17 protein-coding genes are annotated in these 24,735 nt (G+C 44.0%); 4 read left to right on the top strand and 13 right to left on the bottom strand.

Annotation, left to right across the window (positions count from 1 at the left end):
• Positions 1 to 139: 139 nt before the first annotated feature.
• The 4 genes from H8Z79_RS01920 to H8Z79_RS01905 form a co-directional block, all read right to left on the bottom strand.
• The gene (locus tag H8Z79_RS01920; RefSeq protein WP_118040074.1) at positions 140 to 1,168 is read right to left on the bottom strand and encodes a substrate-binding domain-containing protein; all 1,029 of its coding nucleotides are present in this window, start codon (positions 1,166 to 1,168) and stop codon (positions 140 to 142) included.
• Between the two features lie 95 nt (positions 1,169 to 1,263).
• Entirely contained in the window at positions 1,264 to 2,271 is a 1,008-nt protein-coding gene (locus tag H8Z79_RS01915) for an ABC transporter permease (protein WP_118040076.1), read from the bottom strand.
• A 2-nt stretch (positions 2,272 to 2,273) separates the two neighbouring features.
• Positions 2,274 to 3,269 carry an ABC transporter permease gene (locus H8Z79_RS01910; RefSeq protein ID WP_118040078.1) on the bottom strand — a complete coding sequence of 332 codons (996 nt, stop codon included), beginning with the start codon at positions 3,267 to 3,269 and terminating at the stop codon, positions 2,274 to 2,276.
• Complete coding sequence (locus H8Z79_RS01905; protein WP_117942626.1) at positions 3,269 to 4,774, bottom strand: sugar ABC transporter ATP-binding protein; 1,506 nt, start codon at positions 4,772 to 4,774, stop codon at positions 3,269 to 3,271. The genes H8Z79_RS01910 and H8Z79_RS01905 overlap by 1 nt, the downstream gene beginning before the upstream one ends.
• 250 nt (positions 4,775 to 5,024) lie before the next feature.
• On the opposite strand from H8Z79_RS01905, the gene H8Z79_RS01900 reads away from it, so the two are divergent.
• Genes H8Z79_RS01900 through H8Z79_RS01885 form a run of 4 tightly spaced genes read left to right on the top strand, consistent with a single transcriptional unit; the run spans position 5,025 to position 12,003 of the window.
• Entirely contained in the window at positions 5,025 to 7,448 is a 2,424-nt protein-coding gene (locus tag H8Z79_RS01900) for a CDP-glycerol glycerophosphotransferase family protein (protein ID WP_118040081.1), read from the top strand.
• 1 nt (position 7,449) lies between these two features.
• On the top strand, positions 7,450 to 8,601 hold the full coding sequence (locus H8Z79_RS01895) for a CDP-glycerol glycerophosphotransferase family protein (protein ID WP_118040083.1): 1,152 nt from the start codon (positions 7,450 to 7,452) through the stop codon (positions 8,599 to 8,601).
• Positions 8,602 to 8,629: 28 nt separating this feature from the next.
• Complete coding sequence (locus H8Z79_RS01890) at positions 8,630 to 10,186, top strand: response regulator transcription factor (RefSeq protein ID WP_118040085.1); 1,557 nt, start codon at positions 8,630 to 8,632, stop codon at positions 10,184 to 10,186.
• A complete protein-coding gene (locus H8Z79_RS01885; protein ID WP_118040087.1) occupies positions 10,183 to 12,003 on the top strand; it encodes a sensor histidine kinase in 1,821 nt (606 codons plus the stop codon). The genes H8Z79_RS01890 and H8Z79_RS01885 overlap by 4 nt, the downstream gene beginning before the upstream one ends.
• Before the next feature lie 55 nt (positions 12,004 to 12,058).
• Here H8Z79_RS01885 and H8Z79_RS01880 read toward each other — a convergent pair whose 3' ends face one another.
• The 9 genes from H8Z79_RS01880 to H8Z79_RS01840 all read right to left on the bottom strand — a co-directional run bounded on the left by H8Z79_RS01880 (position 12,059) and on the right by H8Z79_RS01840 (position 24,525).
• Positions 12,059 to 13,477 (bottom strand): arabinose isomerase, encoded by a 1,419-nt coding sequence (locus tag H8Z79_RS01880; protein ID WP_118040089.1) that lies wholly within the window; start codon positions 13,475 to 13,477, stop codon positions 12,059 to 12,061.
• A 42-nt stretch (positions 13,478 to 13,519) separates the two neighbouring features.
• Entirely contained in the window at positions 13,520 to 14,920 is a 1,401-nt protein-coding gene (gene rhaB / locus H8Z79_RS01875) for a rhamnulokinase (protein ID WP_118040091.1), read from the bottom strand.
• 293 nt (positions 14,921 to 15,213) lie between these two features.
• On the bottom strand, positions 15,214 to 16,329 hold the full coding sequence (locus tag H8Z79_RS01870; RefSeq protein ID WP_118040093.1) for a substrate-binding domain-containing protein: 1,116 nt from the start codon (positions 16,327 to 16,329) through the stop codon (positions 15,214 to 15,216).
• A 136-nt stretch (positions 16,330 to 16,465) separates the two neighbouring features.
• Positions 16,466 to 17,446 carry an ABC transporter permease gene (locus tag H8Z79_RS01865; RefSeq protein WP_015542078.1) on the bottom strand — a complete coding sequence of 327 codons (981 nt, stop codon included), beginning with the start codon at positions 17,444 to 17,446 and terminating at the stop codon, positions 16,466 to 16,468.
• Between the two features lie 13 nt (positions 17,447 to 17,459).
• Positions 17,460 to 18,974 carry a sugar ABC transporter ATP-binding protein gene (locus H8Z79_RS01860; RefSeq protein WP_015542077.1) on the bottom strand — a complete coding sequence of 505 codons (1,515 nt, stop codon included), beginning with the start codon at positions 18,972 to 18,974 and terminating at the stop codon, positions 17,460 to 17,462.
• Between the two features lie 20 nt (positions 18,975 to 18,994).
• A complete protein-coding gene (locus H8Z79_RS01855) occupies positions 18,995 to 19,972 on the bottom strand; it encodes an ABC transporter permease (protein ID WP_118040095.1) in 978 nt (325 codons plus the stop codon).
• Positions 19,973 to 20,132: 160 nt separating this feature from the next.
• Positions 20,133 to 21,125, bottom strand: coding sequence for a substrate-binding domain-containing protein (locus H8Z79_RS01850; protein ID WP_118040097.1), 993 nt, complete (start codon positions 21,123 to 21,125; stop codon positions 20,133 to 20,135).
• Positions 21,122 to 22,909: a cache domain-containing sensor histidine kinase gene (locus H8Z79_RS01845; RefSeq protein WP_118040099.1), complete on the bottom strand. Its 1,788-nt coding sequence runs from the start codon at positions 22,907 to 22,909 to the stop codon at positions 21,122 to 21,124. The genes H8Z79_RS01850 and H8Z79_RS01845 overlap by 4 nt, the downstream gene beginning before the upstream one ends.
• Positions 22,906 to 24,525, bottom strand: a complete 1,620-nt coding sequence (locus H8Z79_RS01840) for a response regulator (RefSeq protein ID WP_118040101.1) — start codon at positions 24,523 to 24,525, stop codon at positions 22,906 to 22,908. The genes H8Z79_RS01845 and H8Z79_RS01840 overlap by 4 nt, the downstream gene beginning before the upstream one ends.
• Positions 24,526 to 24,735 lie beyond the last annotated feature (210 nt).

Below are 24,735 nucleotides of genomic sequence, written 5' to 3'. Positions count from 1 at the left end.
GTCAGCCTTATTTTAACACGCACAGGCAGGATAAAGCAATATAAGCTCAGGCAAAACAAGAGCGAAGCCTTACGGCTCCGCCCCTGTTTTTAAGGATTTATCATATTCAGAAAAACTTTAGCTTCTCCAAACGCGCTGATTAGTACAGTTTAGCGTAGTCAGCTACGTTGTCTGGTGTGAACTGAAGTGGCTCACCAAGAACGATTTCTGTTCCTTCGTCATCAGCTGTTGTGATTGTGAATTCACCCATGTCACCAGCTGTGAATGTTTCATCAACTGCACCAGTGATGTCACCTTTTACAAGTGCCATTGTTGCATATGCGGAAAGTTTTCCAAGGCCTTCCATATCCCACAGATAGAAGTATGGGCAGCTGTGTGCATCGTCATCACCTGTGTATTCCTGCATTTCAGACGGAAGTCCAAGACCTGTCAGTTTGCAAGCAGATTCGTTGTCCTGAAGGTATTTAGCTGCAGCAGCGATACCAACAGTTGTAGGTGCGCAGATAACTTTCAGATCTGGGTAGTTCTGAAGAAGAGCTGCTGTCTGGTCTGTAGATTTCTGAGGTTCATCATCACCATAAGCTACTTCTACAAGTTCCAGTTTGCTGTATTTCTCATCGCCTTCCATGATGGATTTCATAGCGTCGATCCATGCGTTCTGGTTTGCAGACTGAGATGTTGCAGAAAGGATAGCGAACTGTCCTTCTCCACCGGAGATGTCAAGAACTGCATCCATAAGAGCCTGTCCAACTGCCTGTGTACCAGCCTGGTTTACGAATACCTGACGGCTGTCTTTATTCGGAGCGGAGTCGAAAGAAGATACTTTGATTCCAGCGTCCATAGCTTCTTCCAGTTTAGCCTGAAGAGCGTTAACGTCGTTTGCGGAGATGCAGATTGCATCTGGCTGCTGGGAAATCAGGTTGTCAAGAACTTTGATCTGAGCATCTGCTGTTGCAGCTTCCGGGTAAACAACATCTACAGTTGCACCTTCAGCTTCTGCTGTTTCTTTGAATGCTTTTGCAGCGATTTCGAAGAATGCGTTACCAGCTGATTTACCAACCAGTGCGATCTTCTGTCCGTCTCCAGCTTTGTCAGCTGCCATTACAGGTGCTGCACAGCCAAGTACCATTGCTCCACAAAGAAGTGCGCTAATAACTTTTTTGTTCATTTTGTTTTCCTCCCTTGGAAAAATATAGTTTTTATTTGCAACTGCTCCCCTGCTACAAGAGAGCAGCTACTTACGTGATTATTGTAATACCTTATTTAGTTTTTCTTCATGCTTAATGCTTTTTTTGCATTTCCGATGATATTCGGAAGAGCTACTGCTGCAATCAGAAGAACACCGATGATCAGCAGGATAACCTGTGCATTGACGTTTCTCTGACCAAGACCTACGCGGAGGCAAACGATGATGAATGCGGAAATAAATCCACCTGCGATATTACCTTTACCACCTGTAGAGGAGATACCACCGAATACTGCCATTGCGATAGCATCCATTTCAAATCCGTTACCGGTTGTTGTATTTGCACCGTATGAAGAAGAAACCAGAAACAGTGCACACAGTCCGGAAACTGTACCCATGATCGTGTAGATGATGAAACGGATCTTCTGTACATGAACACCTGAGTAATATGCTGTCAGACGGTTTGTACCGATTGCATATACACGACGTCCGAATGTGCTCTTGCCAAGGATTACGGCAAAGATTACAGAAAGAATAACTACGAGGAACAGAATGTATGGAATATCTCCGACTTTTCCGCCGATTGCACGGAAGCCGTCTGTGTTGCTTGCAGAAATACTACCGCCGCTTCCAAGTACGATCTCGGAAATACCACGGAAGATAATCTGTGTTGCAAGTGTAACGATCATTGGCGGCAGTTCCTGGAATTTAGTGAGGATAAAGCCGTTGATCGCACCGCAGATAGTACCAACACCAAGTGCTGTGATCACTACTACGATAAACGGAGCATTTGTATTGCAGACAATACAGCTCATTGTTGCAGAAAGGCAAACGATCGCACCTACAGAGATGTCGATCTCGCCAAGTACCAGGATGTATGCCATCGGCAACATCATGAATACTTCTGCCAGATAAACAGGCATCTGACGAAGCAGACTGCTCATGTTATAATATTCAGAAAACATTGCACAGAAAATATTGACCGCGATAAACAGCAGAACCAATATTCCCTCCCAGGAGAAGATCATTTTCTTCACTGGGCTTTCCGGCACATTATTAATACTTCTTCCAGATTTTCCAGCCATGATTACATCTCCCTTCCTTTCAGTGCATTCTTATCAGCGATACGCTGCAGGATTACGTTCATTACTACTACGACGAGGATGATAACACCCTTGATGGTATTCAGCCATAACTGATTGAAGAATGGAATCAGCGGAAGTGCTTTTGCGATTGTTGCAAGGATCAGGGATCCGAGCAAAGCACCTACTACTGTACCACGTCCACCGTTCATGCTTACACCACCGATAACGCAGGCTGCGATAACGTCCATCTCACCGCCGTACTGCATATCAGGCATTGCGGATGCATATACAGAAACCTGAAGTGCACCGCCGAGACCTGCGAGAAGACCCATGATTGTATAAACAAGTAATTTGATATTTTTTACATTGATACCGGATACTTCTGCTGCACTCGGGTTACTTCCGACTGCATAGATCATACGGCCTGTTCTGGTCCATTTCATAAACCAGAAGAAGAATACATAGCATACAATAATTACCCAGATAACACAGTTTAATCCGAGGAATTTTGTTGTTGCGAAATTCTTGAAATTTCCAAGTGCAGCAGCACTTGCCCATTCACCACCGTGAGATACCTGATAACCAAGTGCACGGTAGATGTACATGAAGCCCATGGTTGCAATGATCGGAGGTACATCTGCTCTTGAGATGATCAGACCAACGACTGCTCCGCAGACGATACCGATTGCAATTGCGATCACGAATGCGAGGAATGTGCTGGAGATATGTTCATATTTCAGAAGCATACCAATGCTCATACCGGAAAGTGCAAGTGTTGACATGATAGAAATATCGATTCCGCCAACAAGCATTACACACAGCATACCAAGTGACATTACCATTGTTACTGCATTATTTTTCAGCATATCCATCAGTGACTTAGGAGTCAGGAATGATGGGTTGATTGCTGTAATGATTACAAAAAGAACGATCAGGACAATCGCAAGCAGTGCTTCACGGGAGCCTGTGATCTTTTTCATAACTGATTTCTTTTCCATTATTCAGCACCCCCTGTATGTCCTTTTTCCATGGCAAGTTCAAGGATTCTCTCCTGTGTAGCTTCGCCACGGTTCAGTTCACCGGTCTTACGTCCGTTACACATAACGACAATACGGTCTGCCATACCGAGGATCTCAGGCATTTCAGAAGAAATCAGGATGATTGCATATCCTTTCTTTGCAAGATCTCCCATGATCGCATAGATTTCAGCTTTGGCACCTACGTCTACACCTTTGGTAGGCTCATCCATGATAACAACTTTCATTTCCTGGCTTAATGCCTTGGCAACAACAACTTTCTGCTGGTTACCACCGGAAAGAGAGCTTGCCGGCTGGAAGATATCAACTGCCTTTGTATCAACTTCTTCGAGAAGTTTCTTGGCAAGATCACGTTCTGTCTTTTCATCATTGATTCCGCTCTTCGCATATTTGCTGATGGTAGGAAGTGTTACGTTTCTTCCAAGTCCCCAGCTCATGATCAGGCCTTCTTTCTGACGGTCTTCCGGAAGAAGGATGATACCTTTTTCCATTGCATCAGATGGTTTTTTGATATGAACTTCTTTGCCTTCCAGATATACTTTACCGGAATCCGGCTGGGTGATACCACAGACAGCTTCTACTGTTTCTGTACGTCCTGCACCTACCAGACCGGTAAGTCCAAGGATCTCGCCGGCGCGAACGCTGAAGGATACATCTTTGAAGTAACCTGTTCTGGAAAGATTCTCAACTTTCAGCATCTCGTCTCCGAGTTTTACTTCCGGTTTCGGGAACAGATCTTTGATCTCACGACCAACCATTGCTTTGATCAGGTCTGCATTTGTAATTCCGTCAACATCGTATGTTCCGATGTACTGGGAATCACGGAATACAGTAACTCTGGATGCCAGACGATACATATCTTCAAAACGGTGGGAAATGAAGATAATGGAAACACCGTCAGCTTTTAATTTGTCAACCAGTGTATAAAGCTTCTCAGATTCGGATCTTGTCAGTGCTGCAGTAGGCTCATCAAGAATGATGATTCTTGCGTTAGTGGACATTGCCTTTGCGATCTCAACCATCTGCTGCTGAGCAACACTTAAAGTACCCATCTCTGCTGTTGCATCAAAATCTGCATCCAGCTGTTTCAGAAGTTTGTTTGCTTCTGTGTTCATGGCTTTCCACTGGATCATTCTGTTTTTGATGATCTCATGTCCCATGAAAATATTTTCTGCAACGGTCAGATGCGGATAGGATGTCGGATGCTGATATACGGCTGCGATACCTGCTGCCTGTGCATCTTTCGGTCCTTTGAAGTCAACCTTCTGGCCATTTAAGAACATTTCGCCTTCTTCTGCCTTATGTACACCGGTAATAACCTTAATAAATGTAGATTTACCAGCGCCGTTTTCGCCCATAAGTGCGTGAACTTCACCAGGTTTTAACTGAAACTGTACGTTGTTCAGTGCCTTAACGCCCGGGAAAATCTTTGTTATGCCTTTAAGTTCAAGAACATATTCAGACACGGCTCTTTCCTCCCTTTTCTTAAATCTGTTATTATTATAACAGTAAAATCTTTCACCCTAAACAGGAAAATATTTCGAATCAGGGTAATATCTTTTTCTATTTTAGGCAAAATTTTACGGTATATGTGTAAAATTTTACTCTTTCTATGTGAGTTTTTTCCAGTTATACTCGTGCGTCTTCGTGTAAGATTGACATAAGTTTTGGCTTTTGTTATATTTAATATATTAAATTTGAAGGGAATCCGGACAAATGAGCTTTCTCAATAAAGTCAAAAAAAAATTAAAAAACGGAAGCTGGTATCCTTTTTATAACTCCTTTTATGAAAATAATTCTCTTGATCCCCACATGATTCTTCTTGAATCCAGAAGCGGCGGTGCTCTCGAGAGTAATATTCTTTCCTTATTAAAGGAGTTATCCAGAGAACCATACAAAAATTTCAACCTCGTACTTTCGGTACGTAAAAATGCCGAATCCGAAATCAAAGAAAAGCTGCGTAAAAACTCCATTCAGGGAGTTTCTTTTGTGCATACAGGATCTGTCTCCTATTACCGTGCCTTAAGCCGCGCCGGTTATCTGGTCAACGATTCCTCTTTTCCCGGCAGATTTGTCAAAAAAGAAGGACAGATCTATATGAACACCTGGCATGGTACCCCTCTCAAAAAAATGGGCCGTGACAACCGTCCGGAGATGGTGACGATGGGAAATGTTCTCCGTAACCTTCTGGATTCCGACTATATTGTCTTTCCGAACCGCTTCATGGAAGAAAAAATGTCCGGAGCCTACATGCTCAACAGTCTGTACAGAGGTACCGTACTTCGCGAAGGCTATCCGCGCAACGATATTTTCCGTCAGAAACCTGATCTTTCTATGAAAGAGCGCGCTGGTTTCGCCGGTAAGACACTGCTTACCTACTTTCCGACCTACCGCGGTATTTTTAATCAGGTAGAACGTCAGGAATACATGGAAACACTTTCTGCCAATCTCGCTCTCTGGGACAGCCAGTTAAAGGATGACGAGATTCTTCTTATTAAATTGCATCCTTTCCTTCATGGTTCTGAATCTTTTGACGGTTACCGTCATATCCGCGCTTTCCCGACCGACTGGGATACCTATGAAGGCTTAAATCTCTGTGATGTACTGATCACAGATTATTCCAGTGTCTTTTACGACTATGCAAACACCGGCAAAAAAGTCATCTTCTTTGCCTACGACCGTGCAGAATACGAAAGCACCCGCGGAATGTATGAAGACATTGAGACTTATCCGTTTCATTACACAGAAGACGCTGCCGAAGTCATTCCATATGCACATGCTGACGCTGGTACTCCGGATGAGGCATTTATGGAAAAATATGCTTCCTATGAAGACGGTCACGGTGCCGAAAAAATCTGCCGTCAGGTATTCCTTCACGAAGACTGCTGTCGCCAGAAGAAATACACCGGAAATGGGAAGAAAAACATCCTGCTCTACGGTGGTGACCTCGATCAGAACGGTATCACCAGTGCGCTTTACGCGATGCTCCACGAGCTGGATCTTACAAAATACAATTACTTTTTGTCTTTCCGCCTGATTTCTGTCAAAGATCATCCTGAAAGAATGGATCGTATTCCGGATCATATCGGTATCTATCCATTATCCAGCGAAATGAATATGGATATTCTCACCGGTTTTGCACTGATGCGCAAAATGCGCGGTGCAAACACTAATTCTATAAACAGACGGATCCATATTGCTTACCACCGCGAATGGAAAAAGCATTTCGGCAGTACTGATTTTTCTGCCGTGATCCATTACAATGGTTACGAAGCTTACATTACCTCTCTTTTTGAGGAATCACCATGTGGGCGGACAATCTGGGTTCACAACGACATGGTTAACGAGATCCGCACAAAAGGAAACCAGAATATACATCTCCTCCGGGAGGCTTATCAGAAATACGACCATATCGTTACTGTAAGTGATGACATTCTGGATTCAACGATCCATGGTATTGGCGCGGATCCGGCCAGAGTTACCGTGATCAACAACTGTCACGACTACCAAAGTGTCATTAAGCGCAGTGAGGAACCGCTTGTTTTTCAGGAAACAACGAAATCCACCGTTTCTGTCGATCAGCTTTCCGCTGTTCTGTCCGGCAATGATACAAAATTTATCAGCATCGGCCGTTATTCTCCGGAAAAAGGCCATGTCCGTCTGATGAATGCATTCAACACCTACCGGGCTTCTCATCCGGATACCTGGCTCATCATCATCGGCGGCGTTGGTACTCTCTATGAGGATGCTGTTGCACATGCAAAAAGCCTCGCTGCATCTGATCATATTATTTTAATCTACTCCATGCAGAATCCTATGCCGGTTCTGAAAAACTGCGACCTGTTTCTGCTCTCTTCTTTTTATGAAGGACGCCCGATCGTACTTATGGAAGCCGCCTCACTTGGACTTCCGCTTATGGCCTGCGATGTCAACGGCTGCCACGGTTTTATGACGGAATATCAGGGAACTCTTGTCGATAATTCTGAAGAAGGTATTCTTCACGGAATGCAGCTTTTTGCTGAAGGAAAGGTCCAGCCGGTTCAGATTGATTTCGACAGGATTAATGCTGCATCTGCAGCTCAGACCGAAGCACTGATTGAAGACTGCACACACATTTCTCATTCAGAAAGGACGCATTAACTTGAGTAAAATCAGAAGTCTCGTGCTTGCAGAATTTCTGAAGCACTTTGCAAAAAAGAAACCGGATCCGTATATCTGGATTTTTTCCTCTACGGATAACCGGCATTATAACTATAATTCCCGTTATCTTTTTGAATATGTAAAAGATAATCTCCCGGAGATCACACCCCGTTTTGTCATCAATGATCCCGTTCTTCGCCAGAAGCTTTCTGATGAATACGGCAGCCAGTACTTTATCGAAACTGAAAGCGCATCCGGGATCCGTTATGTTCTGAATGCCGGTGTGTGGTTTACTTCTGCCGGTCTCCCTGCCTATGCGAGTGGTCTCGGCAAAAACAGACTGATCATCAATCTCTGGCACGGCGTACCGCTGAAAAAGATCGCACTGCTCGATCCGAACCTCAAAAAGATGGCACGCGTCTATTTCCGGAAGATTTTTTCCGAAAACTATACGTACGTTCTCACAACTTCACATGCGCTTGTACCACTTATGGCAGAAAGCTTTGATATTTCCGAAAATCTGATCAGAGTCTGGGGACAGCCTCGAAATGACGGTATGTTTCAGCCGAACGATGCCGCCTCGATTCTTTCCGGGATCTATCCGGAGCTTCCGGAATTTGAACGTACCATTCTCTATGCACCGACTTTTCGTGATTACGGACAGATACGTCTTTTCCCGTTCGATGATTTTGACCTGAACCAGATGGAAGCTTTTCTTGAAGAGCACAAAATGCTTCTTTTTATCCGTACACACATTGCCGAACAGGGATCCGCTGCGCCCTACCTTGGAAAAAGAATACGTTTCCTCGGCAACGAACAGGCAGAGGATGTAACCGGAATCCTCAACATCTTCGACTGTCTGATCACCGATTATTCGAGCATTTATATCGACTATCTGCTTACTGACAGACCAATGATTTTTCTTCCATATGACCGAAACGAATATCTGAACGGACGTGGTATGAATTTCGATTATGACGAAGTCACTCCCGGCCCCAAACCAGATACTTTCCAGAGTTTTCTGGATGCCCTTCTCACAGAGGATTCTCACTGGAAAACCGAACGCGACCGCGTCAATCTGCTTTTTAATGAGATTCATGAACCATGTTCCGCACAGATCTGTGAGCAGATATTAAAACAGATCCAACAGTAACAGCTTTTTCACTAGCAAGGAGAAAACCATGAAATTACTGATCGTAGATGATGAAGAGCTTACCCGCACCGGTGTAATCTCCTCTCTGGACTGGTCCTCTCTCGGAATTGACGAGGTGATTCAGGCCGATGATGGTGTACACGGACTGGAAACTGCCAAGCTTCACAAGCCGGAGATCATCCTGTGTGATGTCCGTATGCCCCGCATGGATGGTATCACCATGCTGGAACGTCTGGAAAAATTTCTTCCCGACAGTGTTGCCATCTTTATGAGCGGCTATTCCGATAAAGAATATCTCAAGGCTGCCATCAAACTCAAAGCAGTCAATTATATCGAAAAGCCATTCAGTCTTTCCGAAATGGAGGATGCCATCCGAGAAGCCAAAGAACTTTATCAGCAGAAAGTCCATTCCCGCCGCGGAGAAACGCTGCACTCCATGGAGACAGCCTCCCGGCTTGCCCTGCAGCTCACACTTCCATACGTAACAAACAATCAGACTATCGCCGACCTGACTTCTGAACTTGGCATCACAATGAACAACAACACTTATTTCACAGCTTTCATTGTAAAGACTGATCTTTTTCTGGATGCCAATGTACCCTCGATGGCTGACTTCTGTCAGGATTTTCTAGACTTCCTTGCACCGTTCCGTACGAAATGTATCTATCTCGAAAAGAAAATGCAGTATCTGGTCTATTTTCTTTTTTCGCAGGAAGCTCCGTCTTCCCACCAGATTCATGCAGCCGGAGAATTTCTGTGCAACCATTTTGAAAAATACGGCCGCTATACCATCGCTGTCGGCGATACCGTGTATGGACTGCCGAAAGCCTACCAGACTTATACTTCTGCTGTTATCCTTTTGCAGAGCGGATATTTCTTCCCGGAAAATTCCCTCCTGACATCGGAATCTCTGGAAAATATCCCGAATGTACAGACCAATGTGTTTGCAGATACTCCTGCCGGCTCCTTTGCGGATATTCTTTCACGTCAGGATGCCGATGGCGCCAATAAATTTCTGGGGACGCTGTATCAGACTTTTTTCAAAAATCACCGTTTCCTGCAGAATCCGGTCAAAGACTTGTATTACAAGCTTTTTCTCTGTCTGGAGGATGCGCGTCATCAGCAAAAAATTGCAGGTTCCGGTAATGTCGAAAGCATCGCCGAAACAATTGATGACTGTTTCACCTTCCCTGAACTACATCAGACACTCGTGGACAAAACTTCTGAGTTTTTCCGCAAGACAGAAACTTCCTCGCAGGAAAATCCAACCATTTTTCTGATCAAGGATTATATCAGTCAGAATTATATGCATGAAACGCTTTCCGTCAAAGATATCAGCGAACACGTCTTCCTGTCTACTTCTTATGTGTGTACTTTCTTTAAGAGCGAGACCGGTCAGACGCTGAACCAGTACCTGACGGAGTACCGCATGGAAAAAGCAAAACAGCTTCTCAAAGATGCCCGGTTCAAGATTTCCGATATTTCTTCCCGTGTCGGGTACAGTGACGGCAACTATTTCGGTAAGAGTTTCAAGAAATACAGCGGCTTTTCACCATCAGAATACAGGGAGCGGAATACACAATGAAATTTTTAAAAAAACTCCGTTTGGCATACGGTGACATGAAGCTCAGTTCCAAATTCACACTGGTTCTGATGATCACTGCCACGATCCCGGTTATTATGATGGCGGGGTTCTTTTACGGCAGACTATATGACATGGTTGTCTCTTATACGATCCGGCAGGAGCAGGACACCAGTGCCCAGACTGCACCTTATGTAGAAGAACTGGTGCAAAAAGTCATTGATGCACATGACGGAATTGCGGAGCAGAAATTTTTTCAGACACTGTTCCATCAGCCCGTCAATTCTCCGTTTCAGATGTTTCTTGAAACGGATTCTGCCAAAGACTTTCAGGCATATGCCAAAGATCTCGTTTCTTCTGATCTGATCACCGGCATCCAGATCTATATGGACTTTCCACCGCAGTCTGTGCGGCTTTTCACCGATGATCTGACAAAAGATTATTTTTCTCCGATGAGCAAAGCCCGCGGCACCTACTGGTACGGTATCTTTCAGGGTACCAATCAGTCTTCTCTCTTCTGTCCGGAATTTTATCTCGGCGAACGTGAGAAAGAATCCTATGGTGATATGGCCTATATCACTTCCACAACTTTTTATTATCAGGGAGAAGCGCGACAGGCATATATCGCCCTGTACACTTCGTCCAGCCATCTGAATAATATGCTGAAAGACAACCTGACGATCGATGGAAGTGTTTCTTATATCATTAATGAACGAAATGCCATCGTCGCCTCTTCTGATGAATCCCTTTCCGGAATTTATCTGCTGAACTACGAGACAATCGAAGACTCTTTTATGTCTTCCAACAATTTTATCGAGCGTGATATTCTGGATACAAAAGTTTATGCCGGCTTTTATAATATCAAACAGCCCGGGTGGTTTATGGTGACAGTCCTTCCGTCCGGTCCGCTGATCGCGCAGAGTAATGGAATCATGGTCCAATATGTACTTATGTATCTCGGATTTCTGATCTGTGCACTGTTCCTTGCCCATTTTATGGCGCGATCGATCACAAACCGTATTTCTTCCGTCATCCATCAGATGAGCAAAGTACGAAAAGGCACGTTAAGTCCGATGGCAAGCCCCGTCTATCATGATGAAATCGGTGATTTGATCGATACATACAACTATATGACACGAAAAATGGATCAACTGATGGAAGAACAGGCAAAAGCTGCTGAGGAGCTTCGTATTGCAGAGTTTCACTCCCTGCAGGCTCAGATCAATCCACACTTTTTGTATAACACAATGGATATGATTAACTGGCTCGCCCAGCAGGGACGCACCGATGAGGTTTCCAATGCTGTACAGAGCCTGTCACGTTTTTATAAGCTGACACTCAGCCGCAAACAAAATATGAGTACAATTGCCCAGGAGGCCGAGCATGTTTCCATTTATCTGCAGATTCAGAATATGCGTTATCACGACAGTATTTCCTTTATCTCAGATATTCCTGACGAGCTTCTGGAATACAGCATTCCAAAACTGACATTGCAGCCGATCATCGAAAACTCCGTTCTGCACGGAATCCTTGAAACAGCTGATAAATCAGGAACTATTGTTCTGACCGGATGGATAGAAGACAATGATATTGTTCTTCTCATTTCAGATGATGGTGTCGGAATTACTCCGGAAAAACTCTCGACTATTTTGTCCGGCAGCGGAAACAGTACTTCCGGAGGTACAAACATTGCTATCTATAACACACACCGCCGTCTGCAAATTCTATACGGATCAGACTACGGACTTACTTATTCCAGCGAGCCCGGTCGTGGTACGGAAGTCGAAATACGAATACCTGCAAAAAAGGAGACCGCTTAAAAAGCGATCTCCTTTTTGAATATGAATATGTGTGTAATAAAATGGTAGGCAAATCTTATCTTGTAACGATATCAACCGGTATGTTGAAGATCTTGGCAACCTTCAGAATTGTGTCGATATGTCTTCCTGTTGCAGCTGCCATGTGATGTGTCGGGCCAGCTTCGCTCCAGCGATTTACAAATTCTCTTGCACCACATGTGAAACGAGTTCTCATGTTGGTATCACCGAAGGAAAGGATCGGTCCCTCTTCGTTTACACCTTCTGCAACAACAAATTTGAAGTGTCCGTCACCATCCTGTGTGATTGCAAGATAGGTAACCGGGCCTGTATATGGATAGAACTGTGTCAGGTATCCGCCGCCTGTTTTGCCGTGGAATACCGGGACGATCTTCATAGTTGGTTTCTTATCGGAAATATCAGCATCTCCACTTCCGGAATGTCCAATGATGCAGATGTCATCATTGAAGTCGATGGAGTACATTTCAGAAAGCTGGCCTGTACCGGAAATTGTCTTGAGGATACTCATTGCCATAGCAACTTTCATGTCACCTTCAACTGCGCATGCTGTACCCTGTTTGATCAGCATGGAAAAAGCCGGGATCAGCATACTGTCAAGGACACCTGCTTTACCCTGTGCAAATCCGTCGTAATGAGAAGCAACCATGCTAAGATGCTCGTCTTTTACCCATTTCTCAAATGCAACAACGTATTTTGCCATATCCCATACTTTTTCGATTGTGCCGCCGCCTTCGATATCGAAAGTATCAAGAATATCCTGTGCTTTTGCACGGATTGCTTCTTCATCTGTCACATCATCAGCGATTGCCCACATTTTTTCCCAGTCAAACTGTTTGGTGTACAGGAACATTCTGTTATACAGGTTTGTCTCATCAATGTAAAGGTCCATCATACCCGGATATGGTCTTCCAATCTGAGCAATGTTAGTATCACGGAATCTTCTTCTTACCTGTGCTGCCTTGCACCAGTCTTCGATCTCTGCCTGAACAGCCGGATCTCCGCCTTCTACAACACCGGTGATAACAGCATGTCTCTTGCCTGCTCTTTCGAGGTCAGCAACAGCTTCTCCGACAGCACCACAAGCATAACCTTCGCCAAGCCATGCAGCGATATCTGTGTGATCATAATCCAGTGCTTTGAGCTTCTGAACGTTTACCAGAACAACCGGTACATCCAGATCGCGGATTGCAGGAAGCATATTGTAAGATGTCGCATAAGTCAGCATCTGAAGGAATACGATGTCAACGTCTGCTGCACGGAATTTATCTCCGGCTTCCATAGACTGTTCTTTAGTTGTGACCATTCCTCCGTCAATGATTTCTACTGTATCCGGAATTGTTTTTTTGAAGGCTTCATACTGTGCTTCAAACTCAGGTACCAGTGACGGGAACTGAGGCAGGTATGCGCCTAAAGCAATAGAGAATACACCGACTTTTGCTTTTGTGTTTACTAACATAGTAAAACCTCCTATTGATTGTTAAATAAAATATTGGTTTGCTTATTTATAGATTTTAATTCCAAAGGACTCGTGGATTGTTGTACGAGCTTCCTCTATGGATTTAAACTCTCCGGCTTTAAGCATCTGTGCGGTAATGTTACCGATTGCAGTTGCTTCGCCAGGACCTGCATGAACTTCTTTGCCTGTTGCTTTTGCTGTCAGTTCATTGAGGTATCCTGCATTGGAACCACCGCCGACTACATGAATACGGCTGTAGGTTCTTCCTGTGCTTTCTTCCAGTTCTTTTGCTGTCTTTGCATAGCATTCTGCAAGGCTGGTGTAGATAACAGTTGCAATCTCACCCATTGTTTCCGGAACTTTCTGTCCTGTTCTGCGGCAGTAGTCTTTGACTTCTTCTGTCATGTTTTCAGGAGAAAGGAAGCACTCGTCATTTGCATCTACTCTGGACGGGAAATCTTTTGCTTCTTCTGCCATTGCACAAATTTCAGCAAAGCTGTATTTGTCATTTACTTCATGACGTACAGACTGGATCATCCAGAGTCCCATGATGTTCTTGAGGTAGCGGAAACGTCCTGCGTATCCACCTTCGTTTGTGAAGTTCAGTTCACAGCTCTTCGGTGAGCAGTCCGGAGTCTTTCTTTCGATACCCATCAGAGACCATGTACCGGAGCTGATATAGATAAAGTCGTCGTCATTTGCCGGTACTGCAAGTACAGCGGATCCTGTATCATGAGTTGCCGGTGCTACGACTTCTACGTCAAATCCGATTTCTTTCTGAAGCTCTTCTGTAAGATGTCCAATGCTTGTACCCGGCATGATCAGCTTCTGGAACATTCTTCTCGGATATCCGAGTCTGTCGATGATCTCATAATCCCAGTCTTTTGTCTCTGCATTTACAAGCTGACCTGTTGTTGCTTCTGTATACTCACATGTCTTCTCGCCTGTCAGCAGGAAGTGGAAATAATCCGGTACGTGAAGCAGTGTCTCAGCCTGCTCAAGATATTCCGGATGTTTTTTCTTAACTGCCATCAGCTGATATACAGTGTTGAAGATAGCTTTCTGGATACCGGTTCTTGCATACAGTTCATCGAGCGAAATAGTCTTGTAAACTTCTTCATCCATACCCTCTGTACGGTGATCACGGTATCCGACAGTATTTCCGATTACTTTTTCGTCTTTGTCAAGAAGAACAAAGTCTACGCCCCAGGTATCTACGCCCATGCTTACCGGAATCTTGCCAATCTCTTTGCATTTCTTAAGACCTGTTACGATTTCTTTGAAGATACGGTCAAATTCCCAGCAGAGTTCGCCGTCTTTCTTAACCATTCCATTCTCAAAACGATGGATTTCTTCGAGTTCGATCTTTCCGTTTTCCATATGGCCAAGGATCAGACGTCCACTGGATGCACCCATATCTACTGCTGCATAATAAGTTGCCATTGTAAAATCCTCCTGAATATGTAAGATATGTACAGCGGTTTTATTTGTGCAAAACGCTGTATCTAAAAGGGTTCTTTCACATTTGATAATAACATATTATCCTAAAAAAATACAGATGTTAAGAACCTTGTTTGTGAAAAAAAGTGTCTTTATTTGCCGCGCTCAACATCGCACAATCGAGCTGCATTTCATTCTGGTATTTAAAAACCCCCAGGGCAATGCCCTGGGGGGAAACAACCTTTACTTAAGACTGCAAGCAGTCATCGTCTTTCTGTTTCGAGCCTGCATTCGTCTTAGTCGTACAGGTTTGGAGCGATTGTCTCGTCGTCCATGTTTGTGGAATCATACCAGTAACCATCTGTAGGAACATCTTCAAGTTCCTGTCCGTTAGCTGCTGCTGTCAGAGCGTAGATTGCATAGTAGCCCATCATCAGAGGAGACTGTGTAACTGCACCAAGGAATGTTCCATCCTGAACTGCTGCTTTGATGATAGAACCAGCATCGAAACCAACACCGATAACGTCGCCGTTAGCTGCATCAGAACCAAGAACGTTCAGGTTTGCGTTAGCTGCAAGAACACCTTCTGCTGCTGTCTGGTTGGAACCGAAGATAGCGATACAGTTTTCTTTGGAAAGGATAGCCTGAGCTTCATTGGAGCAAAGCTCTACAGTTGTCTGTGCCGGAACAGCAACCTGGATAACAACGTCTGCGTCAGCTTCTGTTGCATCAGCACCTTTAGCTGCGTTTACATAGAATTCGTTACCTGCAACTGCTACTGTTTTGCCATCAGCCTGAAGCAGTTCGATCATTTTGTCGATGAATCCGCCACCACGCTGCTGAATGTTCTGAGCTGTAGCATCCTGGTTAACTTCACCGATAACAACCTGTCCATCAGCGTTAGCTACAACATCTTTGATTGCATTATACATATTTTCTGCTGCTACAGAACCAGCCTGTGCGTTGTCTGTACAAACTTCGCAAGCGATAGATCCTTCCGGAGCATCTGCGATACCTGTATCAAATGTTACAACCGGGATTCCTTTGTCAGCGCAATCCTTAAGAGCGTCAAGTACAGAAGATGTATCACAAGCTGCCAGACCTAATCCAGCCGGGTTGGAAGCGATTGCTGTGTTAACCATGTTAACCTGGTCAGCGATATCGGACTCACTGTTCGGTCCCTGTGCTGTATAAGTAACACCAAGTTCTTCAGCAGCCATCTTCATACCTTCCTGAGCTGCATCCCAGTATGTGGACTGGAAAGATTTAACCATCATTGGGAACTCATAAGCTTCGTTTGCTTTGAGATCTTTGAACTGATCCGGAAGATCAGCGGCCATAACTGTTGATGCAGACATACCTGCTACCATTGCTGCACAGATGCTTAATGCTACTACTTTTTTGAAATTCATAATTTACTTCCTCCTTATAAATTATATAGTTTTTTATTATGATGATACGTCAGTAGGAAATTTCTGACGCCCCACATCCTTATGAAGTTTTAGTTTTCAAAGCGGATAACAGTAATCCGCTTTGATTTTATACTGCTTACATAGCAGCTTTTTTCTTTTCTTTGATGATATCGATCAGGACTGCGATGATAAGAACAAGACCAGTGATGATCTGCTGCCAGTTTGCCTGCAGGCCGACATATGGAAGACCTGTTTTCAGAAGCATGATGACAAAGATACCAACAAATGTACCGATTACGGAACCGTAACCACCGGTTGCTGCAACACCACCGACGAATACACCGCCGATCGCATCCATTTCAAGTCCGGCACCGGTACCCGGCTGTACAGTAGGTGTAACTGCTGCATAAGCGATAGCTGCAAGACCTACAAACAGACCACATACTACATAAACCATTACATGGTAGAATTTTACGTTGATTCCTGAAAGAGCTGCTGCTTCTTTGTTGGAACCGATTGCGATGGTGTAACGTCCGAATTTTGTATGGTTCAGAACGAATTCCATCAGAAGTACCAGAATGATCATCCACAGGAAACCGATCGGGTAACGGGAAGCGCTTCTTCCTGTACCAACTGTAATCTTGAAGATTGTGTGGAACCATCCACCATCCTGTGTAAGTCCCGGCCATGGTGTAGCACTGCAGAGAGAGCCGGCACCACGGGTGATCATACATGTACAAAGAGTTGCAAGGAATGGCGGCAGGTTCATGATTCCGATCAGGACACCATTCAGTGCTCCGATCGCAATTCCCAGTACCAGGCAAAGTACCATAGCTGCTGCTACCGGCCATCCGTGACTTCTTACCATTGTTCCGGCGATCAGTGCGTAACACACCATACCGGTTCCGATTGACAGGTCTACACCACCAGTGATAAGCGGGAATGTAACACCGATTGCCATCAGAAGATCATAGTAAGAAAAGTCCAACATACTTAAGAGTGTTGTATACTGTCTGAACTCCTTACTCATAATAGAGAAGATTGCAGACAGTGCAATGATAACAAGTAAAACAATAAATCTCTGATCACTTATAATACTTTTTTTCTTCTTAGTCATGACTGTCCTCCCCTTAATTGATATTTCTTGTTGCCTTATCCATGATGTGTTCCTGTGTTGCCTCAGAAATATCAATATTTCCTGTCACTTTACCTTCACACATTACAATGATACGGTCACTCATACGGAGAATCTCTGTCATTTCAGAAGAAATCATGATAATAGATTTTCCTTCTGCTGCCAGTTTACTCATTAACTTGTAAATTTCGTTCTTCGCACCGACATCGATACCTCTTGTCGGCTCATCGAAGATCAGGATATCACTGTCGCGGGTAAGCCACTTTGCAATAACGACTTTCTGCTGGTTACCACCGGAAAGGTTCACTACCAGCTGATCACCGTTCGGTGTCTTTGTAGCAAGTTCTTTGATGTATTTCTCAGAAACTTCTTTTTCTTTTGCTTTGTTGATGAAGATTCCGCTTGTGAACTGCTCCATCGTTGCCAGTGTTGTGTTTTCATTTACAGATTTCTGAACAACAACACCATATCTTCTTCTGTCCTCAGACAGATAACCGATACCATATTTAACAGCATCCTGTGGGCTGTTGATAGTTACTTCTTTGAGCTGGCCGCTCTGTTTGTCCATGATGGAAATCTTTCCGCTCTGTTTCGGATCGGCTCCAAACAGTGCTCTTGCAGTTTCGGTACGTCCTGCACCCATCAGACCGGAGAAACCAAGGATCTCACCTTTTCTCAGTTCGAAGCTTACGTCCTGAACCATCTTACCTGCATTCAGGTTTTCTACTTTAAGAACCACCGGTGCATCCGGTGCTACCATGCTGTGTTCCTTAGGATCTTCATAAATAACACGACCAACCATCATGTTGATGATGTCTTCTTTTGTACTGTCTTTTGTAATCAGAGTTCCTACATATCCACCATCTCGCATGACTGTTACACGGTCTGTGATGACTTTGATCTCATCCATACGATGTGAGATATATACGATACCGAGGTTCTTCTCACGAAGATCTCTGATGATTACGAACAGGTCAGCGATTTCTTTTTCTGTAAGAGCTGCTGACGGCTCATCGAAGATGATAACTTCTGCTTTGTGGGAAATAGCTTTTGCGATTTCACACATCTGCTGTTTACCAACTGTTAAGTTGCTCATCTTTTCTCTTGGGTCGATCTCGATGTTCAGATCCTTGAACAATTTCTTTGAATCTTCGATCATCTTCTTATCGTCTACACGGATACCCTTTTTCGGCTCACGTCCGATAAAGATGTTCTGTGCAACAGTCAGGTCACCGACCATGTTTAATTCCTGATGTACGATTACGACACCATTGTCCTGTGCCTCACGTGTATTGTGGAAAGCCACTTCCTGACCTTTGTATGTAATAGAACCGGAATCCTTCTGATAAATACCGGTAAGAACTTTCATCAGTGTTGATTTACCGGCACCGTTCTCTCCCATAAGTGCATGTACTTCGCCGCGTCTTACTTCGAAATTAACGTGATCCAGGGCATGAACACCAGGAAAGGACTTATCAATATCCTTCATTGTTAAAATAACGTCACCCATTGTTTCATCCTCCCTTTCGATCAGTTCTTTCTACGTCTTGCAGAAACGTCGGCATATACAGCTACGATTACGATGATACCTGTGATGATCATCTGCTGTCCTTTACCAAGACCAAATGCCATGATTCCCTGCTGCAGAAGAGAGATAATAAATACACCGATTACAGTACCGCCGATGGATGCAAGTCCACCAACCATGGATGTACCACCCATTACACAACCAGCGATTGCTTCGTTGTTGTACTGATCGCCATAACCAGGCTGAACGGTTGTATATGTAGCTACGAAAAACAGTGCTCCAATTCCAACTAAAACACCGCAGATTACATAAGAAAGCATGTTCCATTTCTTTGTATCTACACCAGAAAGTCTTACGGCTTCTGTGTTGGATCCGAGGCAGAGGATGTAACGTCCAGGTTTGGTATTGTAAAGAATGATTCCACAGATAATTGCCGCTCCGAGGAAGATTACCAGACCTACCGGAAATCCTTTATAAGATACGATGTTACGGAACCAGCCGTTTGCCGGGTCACTTGCCAGCGGCCAGCTTACGGACTGCGTTTTTGTGAATACAGATGCGATACCTTTTGCAATATTCATGGAAGCCATGGATACGATGAATGGCGGAACTGATAAGTAAGATACCAGCCATCCGTTAAAGATACCAAATGCAAGACCGATCAGTACACAGATTACCATTGCTGCTGCACATGGAACCTTGTAGCTTGTCATGCAGTAACCGGAAACGAGCGCACAGCAGAACATTACCGGTCCGATGGAGAAATCGATTCCTCCTGTTGCAATTACAAATGTAACGCCAAGTGACAGGAAGCCAAGGAAATATACATAGTTCAGTGTGGACTTGATACTGTCTCCAACAGGGAACTTACTTCCGAGAACCACCTTGAAAACTACGAACATCAGAATCAGGATGCAGACAAGTAAGATCCTGTTCAGGCCGAGTTTTTTCACGATTGGATTTTGTTTCAGCTTTTCCAATTTTTCGCCCTCCTTAAAAGTTTTAGACACACATCTTGCGTTTTCTATATAATACCGTGAACACTGCACAATTGTAATGGAAAATCTTACAAAAAAAGGTTAAATATTTACGGTTCGTCCATAAATATTTAACCCTTTTTATATTTTTTTTACTATTTTGCTATGAAAGCTTCAATGTATTGAACGGAAACAGCAGTTTTTCGATTTCACTGTCATACATATTATCCGGTGTAACAAGTTCGCACCCGGAGTTTACATCTTTCTCATAGCTCTTACCGCGGAGCATCAGAATAGTCTCTTTTACACCAATATAACCCATCTTAAAAGCTTTCTGTACAACAAGGCCTTTAAATACTCCGTTTTCCATAAGCTGGACTGCTTCCTGTGAGCTGTCCACACCAACTACCTGGATTCTGTCTTTGGCTCCGGCCGCTTTTACTGCCCGCGCCGCTCCGACAGACGAATACTCATTCATTCCGGCAACCATCTTGAGATTTGGATATTTTTCCATAAGCTCCTGCGTAAGTTTACGCGATTTCTCATACTGGGAATCGCAGTAAACTACTTCAACAATATTTTCTGCAAGATCTCCAAGTCCTTTTCGGAAGCCCTCTTCTCGTTCAACTGCTGTCGATACACCCTTTACATGTGCTACGATCGCGATCTGGTCATCCGGCCCGAGAAGGGTGGCTGCAAATTTTCCAAGCTTTTCTCCCGCCTCCAGATTATCAGTTGCAACAGTCAGATCCTGTACTTTCTCCTCGGTATAGGAATCGATAAAGCTGATGCGGATACCTTTTTCTTTCGCCTCTTTCAGAAGATCATTGGATTCTGTAAAACTGGATGGTGAAAAAAGGATTGCATCCGGTTCTTCAGAAATAGCTTCTTTCAGAAGTTCATTCTGCCGCTCAATATCGTTTTCTTCATTTGGTGCTTTGATCTCAATATCGGCATTGTATTCTTTCGCCGCCATCTTTGTTCCCAGAATCAGTGCTTTCCAGAAATCATTCGTACTGTCCTCAACTTTCGGAATATAAACAAGGGACAGTCTTCTTTCTTCAAGCTTTCTCCGGTGATACCACGCAGCGCCTCCGATTCCTCCGATCAGACAGACAACCAGACAGATACTCATCCATTTTTTTCTTTTTTTCATTTCTGATCCTCCTGTCTGCCCGGAATCGTGATCGTCGCTGTCGTACCTTTGCCCGGAGTGCTCTCATATGTGATTCCGTAATCTTCTCCATAATAAAGCTTCAGTCGTTTCTGTACATTGTAGACACCGACTCCGTTGGAATGATAGTTTACTTTATGGCGGTCATAAATATGAGCCAGCGTTTCTTCATCCATTCCGACACCATCGTCAATAACCTGAAGAACGGCATTTCCGTCTTTTGGAAATCCCTTTACAATAAGAAGTCCTTTGCTCTCTTTGTACTTCAGTCCATGATAAATCGCATTTTCAATGATCGGCTGAAGCACCAGTTTGATCAGTGGGATATGTAATATAGAAGGATCTACCTCAATCTGGAATTCCAGTTTGTCTTTGTAGCGCATCTTCTGAATCGTCAGATAGCCTCGTGCATATTCCACTTCATTGGCGATCGGAACAACTTCATCCTCATTGCTGATGCTCTGACGGAGAAGTCTTGCAAGCGAAGCTGTCATCAGGACAACTTCTTCGTTTTTCTTTCCTTCAGCCATCCAGATGATAGAATCCAGCGTGTTGTAAAGGAAATGTGGATTGATCTGAGACTGAAGTGCTTTCAGCTCGCTCTTTCGTTTCTGCTCCTGATCATGAACATTCTGTTCCATCAGCTCCTGAATACGGCGTGTCATCACATCAAAGGATTTTGTCAGGCTTCCGATCTCGTTTCTGGAATCCACAACAACATCAGAAACGCTGAAATCTCCTTCCTGCACTTTTTTCATGGAATCACGCAGTTTCTGAATTGGAAGTGTGATACTTCTTGCCATAAATCTGGAAAAAAGGAGCGCCACAATCACCAGAACAACCGCTGTCAGTACATAAATGCTCTGCGCCTGGCGGCTTTTGCTCAGGAGTTCGCGCACATTGGTGCAGTCAACAACTGTCCAACCGGTCTTATCAGATCTGGAAATGGAATATAATTTTCCGTTGTTTCCGGTTCCGGTCAGTACCGTATCCTCATCGGTATCCATGATCAGACTTATATTTTCTGTCTGAAGTTCGTTGTAAAGCTGCTGCTGCTGCGGATGATAGACAATATTTCCCTTTGCATCAAGGATAAATGCATATCCTTTTGTTCCTACTGTACTCTGGTCGCAAAGTCCACTGATCGCACTGTAATTCAGATCAATAAAAAAGACGCCTTCTTTTTCTCCGCTGCCGCTGCGGTCACGGATTCCACGGCTTAAAGTGATCACCCACGGACGTTCCCCACTGATAATATGCTGCACATGAGAAGAGGTCAGTGTCGGTCCTTCCGGACTGTTCAGCGCCTGTGTATACCATTCCTGTGTATTGAGATTCAGATCATGATTAACAGATTTACTTCCATTATTAATAAGCATTCTGCCGCTTTTACTGATGATTCCTACATTTCGAATATCGCTTCGGCTGTCCAGAATGGTTTCAAACTGTTTCAGGATACGATAACGTCCTTCGCTATCAATTTCGTCCGAAAAAAGATAGTCCTGGACATCCTCGTTGCTCGAAATCAGATAGGCAATATTTTCCATATAATCGATGTAAGAGTCAATGTTCTGGTTCATCTGCTGGATGATTGTCTGTGTATACTGTGAAGAGTTTTCAAAAATAGAAGTATTTGTAAAACGCATCGATACACCGGTCACGATCACAACTGCACTGAGAACCAGAATGGCTACCGTTGCAAAAATAACACTCTGAATGCTGCGGAATCTTCCGATAAACCTTGCTGACAGATTCTTTTTCTTCATCGGCGTTTCTCCCTTGCGTATTCTGTCGGCGTGCATCCTGTCATCTTTTTAAATGAGATTCCAAAATAATGAGGATCGGAAAATCCGACTTTTTCAGCAATCTCATAGTTTTTCATCGTAGTATTTTCCAGAAGTTCCTTTGCTTTCTCCATACGGGTACGGATCAGAACTTCCGTAAAGGTCTCACCGGTTTCTTCTTTAAATATGGTACTGAAATAACTGGTACTGATATTTAAATAGGAACAGATACTGTTCAAACTGAGATCCGGATCCATATAATTTTTCTGTATGTAATCAATTGCAAGACGTGCCTGACGCTCACTGCTTGACGTATTCATTTCAGAAAGAATGTTGATTACGCGTCTGGTGTGACGGGCAACCACCTCACAGGCCTCCCCGAAAAACTTCTGATCGGTGATCTCGCGGATCAGTTCATCCCGGCCTTCCCTGATCTGCTCCATATCTGCCGAAACATCTTCGCAGGCATTGTCCATGGTTCGTATAACCTGCTGAAGATACATACAGGCACGGCTTTTTTGCATAAGTGCATTACGAATCAAATCTTCAATCGATACAAGCGTCTGAAGAGCCAGGTCTTCCTGCCCGGTTTTTAATGCTTCTTTCAAAACAGAAAGCGGTTCATCTATCGAGATTTCCTGTACCGGATGTTTTTCTTCCATATCAATAAGAAGATTCCCTCCCAGAAGGTAACGGTACTGCAGAGTATCCTGTGCCATGTTGTGGGACTGTACCAGTTCTTCCGGTTTCTTCACCCATTTGCCAATTCCCATAGATACGTCAAATCCCATAACTTCTTTTGTCTTCTCCTGAATTTCCCGACAGATTTCTCTTGTCTTTTCGGTGAAGTTGCGACTCCATTTTTCCTGAAACAGGATTCCGACACGATTGTTGCCTTCCTGATATGCAAAGCCAGCTTCTTCACGTGTCACGATTTCATCGCTGATATTGTAGAGGACAAATGCCATGAGTGCACTTTCCTGCTGTTTCTCGGTATCCAGTTCATACATTCCTGAATAAAGATCGATGTCAAAAAGAGCCACCCGATAACTGATTGCAGAAATGTCGATTCCCATCTCAGCGAGACGCTGGATACTTTTACTCACATCAGTGCTGCAGTTGACCAGCGCCTCCATGTTTTTGGAACGGATGACCTGTGCATTTTTGCGGTATTTCTCAGAGTTTTCGGTCAGTTTGTTCATTTTGGTTTTTTCGCGGCGAAGCTGATCAACTTTTTCTTTCATTTTGTTGATCACACCGGTGAGTTCCATAGCAGTTACCGGCTTCAAAAGGTATTCGCTGACACCGTACTGGATGGCCTTTTTGGCATATTCAAATTCGCCGAAACCGCTGAATATCACGATCACGACATCCGGATAATTGTCATGCAGAAATTTGCTGAGTTCCATACCGTCCATATATGGCATGAGAATATCGGTCAGAACAATGTCCACGGGATGTTCTTTTACAAATTCTGCTGCCTGTTTGCCGTTTTCGCAGTCACCCACAAGTTCGCAGTCCAGACTTTTCCAGTCGATGTTTTCTTTGATGGCATCACGGACAAGGATTTCGTCATCTACGAGTAGTATTCTATACATGTATTTTGCTCCCCCATCTATATCAATTCATGTACTTTTGGATATTTCCCAGTATTTTATTGTAACATGATTTGGGGTGTTTGGGTACAGGAAATGTGGAGGTTTTGTTAAAAAATATACAATAGAAGGGATATATCATAAGTACGTTGCAAGTGAGAATAGTAAATGTGGAATTGTACAGGCAGAAGATACCGTAGGCACGTTGCGGAT

The organism is Blautia intestinalis (assembly GCF_014297355.1).
Taxonomy (GTDB): Bacteria; Bacillota; Clostridia; order Lachnospirales; family Lachnospiraceae; genus Blautia_A; species Blautia_A intestinalis.
This window is presented reverse-complemented; position numbering and strand designations above follow the sequence as displayed.